Source organism: Candidatus Frankia nodulisporulans, assembly GCF_902806475.1.
In the GTDB taxonomy this organism is placed as follows: Bacteria; Actinomycetota; Actinomycetes; order Frankiales; family Frankiaceae; genus Frankia; species Frankia umida.
Genome location: NZ_CADCWS010000432.1, coordinates 1 through 2,026, shown reverse-complemented (window position 1 = coordinate 2,026; position 2,026 = coordinate 1). Strand labels below are relative to the sequence as shown.

The window sequence follows — 2,026 nt, the reverse complement described above, 5'->3', positions numbered from 1 at the left end:
ACGGCGGGTGAGATCCATCAGGTTGCCACCCATCGCCATCAGGTCGTCCGGCCCGGGGCAGATGACGGTGACCTGGGTGCCCACTCCCTCGAGCAGGGCGACCTCGCGCAGCAGGCGGCGGGTCGCGGCGCGGCGCACCTGCCGTTCGACCAGCGCGACCGCCCCGCGGGGCCGGTCGGTGGCCAGCGAACAGGCCGGGGCGACGACGACGACCTCGTCCAACCCGGCGTCGACGAGCAGATCGACCGACGTCGGCGAGCGTGTCCCACCATCGACGAAACGCTGGCCGTTGACCTCGATCGGGGCGTACCAGCCCGGAATGGCGCAGGAGGCCATCACCGCGTCCGGCAGGCTCATCCGCAGCGCCTCGGGGGAACCGAACAGCACCCGGTCGCCGGTGTCGAAGTTCATCGCCACGATGCGCAGCGCGGGTCGGTCGGGCCAGTGGTTCGGGTCCACGCCGGCACGTCCCATCCCGGCCAGGACCAGGTCACCCACCGCGGAGATCTTGCCGCGTCCCTGCGGCAGCAGCGCGGCCAGGGTGACCATCGGGGTGGCGTGCCGGGGGTGCAGGGCACTCGCCGTGAGCAGCCGTGGCGAGCCCATCCGCATCTTCGGCCTGGGCGGCAGGGACGCTCCGAGATCCCGGTAGTCCAGGATCGGATCGCCCGACTCGTGGATGCCGCGCTCCGAGTTCGCCATCGCCTCGACGCTGATCCCGAGCCCGAGCAGGGAAGCCACCACGGAGCCGGCGGAGGTGCCGACCACCAGATCACTTCGCGCGAGATCGCGACCGCTCTCGGTCTCGACGGCGCGCAGCGCGCCGATCATCCAGGCGGAGCCGAGGACTCCGCCCGCGCCGAGAACCAGGCCTCGACGCACCGTCCGCCTTCTGCTCATCGTCCACCTCCTGGCGCGGCACCCTGACCGGCGCCCAGGAGGGTGGGATACCCCGTTGCGGGGCTCCTGCCGCCCCCGGAACACCGGGGTGTCGTTCTGGCCGCCCGGCCCCGTCCAGCCGGGGCGGCCCCGCGCGCGAAGGTGGCGTGGGCAGGGCCGTCAGGCCGGGCCGGAACGGACTGGGACGTCTACTCCGGTGGTTCTTCGCTCTCCTCCGGAAAACTCGTCTCCAGCACGCCCCAGTTGCGTAGCCGCTCGGCGAAATCCTGCGGTGTGGTGTCGTGCAGCAGGGCCAACGCCCGAACGTCACCGTCACGGATGGACAGCACCCGCCCGGCGTAGTCGTCACGCTGGCGCTGGATCTGCGCCACCCAGCGCCGGACCAGGGCGGACGTGTCCGGTGGGGCCTCGCTGAGTTTCTCGAGGTTGAGCACCGTTCGGGGACGACGCTCCCGCGGCGGCAACTGATCCTCGCTGGGGAGCAGCGCCGACACCGGCACTCCGTAGAACCCAGCCAGCTCGGACAGTTGATGCACGCTGATCATGCGGTCGCCGCGTTCGTAGGAACCGACCGCGGCGGTCTTCCAGCGGCCCCGCGACTTCTGTTCCACCCCCTGTAGCGACAGACCCTGCTGGATCCGAATAGCTCGCAGGCGGGCGCCCACTGCCTTCGCATACTCCCGGCTCATCCGACACACCCCCAGCCGTCTCGCCCGAGCATCCCTGCGCCGGCACGGTTCACCGGCGCGGCTGCGCCCACGAACCGGAGGGCACCTTCTCGGCATGCTCACACTAACGTAACGTCGCCAAAGTGAGACTCACGTGCGAACACGCGCAATGTCACTGATCGGTTACGCGTCTGCACGAAATAGCGCGCTCAGACTTCATTGAGCAGTCGGTCAACGACCGATTACGCTTGATCGTAGCTTCTTGAGCGCTTTACGTAAGATCCCTTTCACGTCCCGACCGAAACCACTCCACACAGCGATGCCCGTGAATCGCGCGCTGCAACCGTCTCGACTACCAAGAGCCGATGATCCGAACACCGTATGTCATGGTTATGCCAACGGCGTAACTGTGAGTCGCCTGCGACCGAGCAATCAACCGGGTGGCGATGTGACCGTGA

Annotated in this window: 2 protein-coding genes; both read right to left on the bottom strand. The window is 68.8% G+C overall.

Annotation, left to right across the window (positions count from 1 at the left end; translation table 11 throughout):
* On the bottom strand, positions 1-900 hold a 900-nt coding region (locus G6R24_RS20525; protein ID WP_163550776.1), incomplete at its 3' end, for a patatin-like phospholipase family protein.
* 188 nt (positions 901-1,088) lie between these two features.
* Positions 1,089-1,589 carry a transcriptional regulator gene (locus G6R24_RS20520; RefSeq protein WP_163550775.1) on the bottom strand — a complete coding sequence of 167 codons (501 nt, stop codon included), beginning with the start codon at positions 1,587-1,589 and terminating at the stop codon, positions 1,089-1,091.
* Positions 1,590-2,026: the final 437 nt, after the last annotated feature.

Bases quoted from the DNA above. Each gene is read 5' to 3' on its own strand.
- G6R24_RS20520 (WP_163550775.1), bottom strand. From the start codon at position 1,589: ATGAGCCGGGAGTATGCGAAGGCAGTGGGCGCCCGCCTGCGAGCTATT.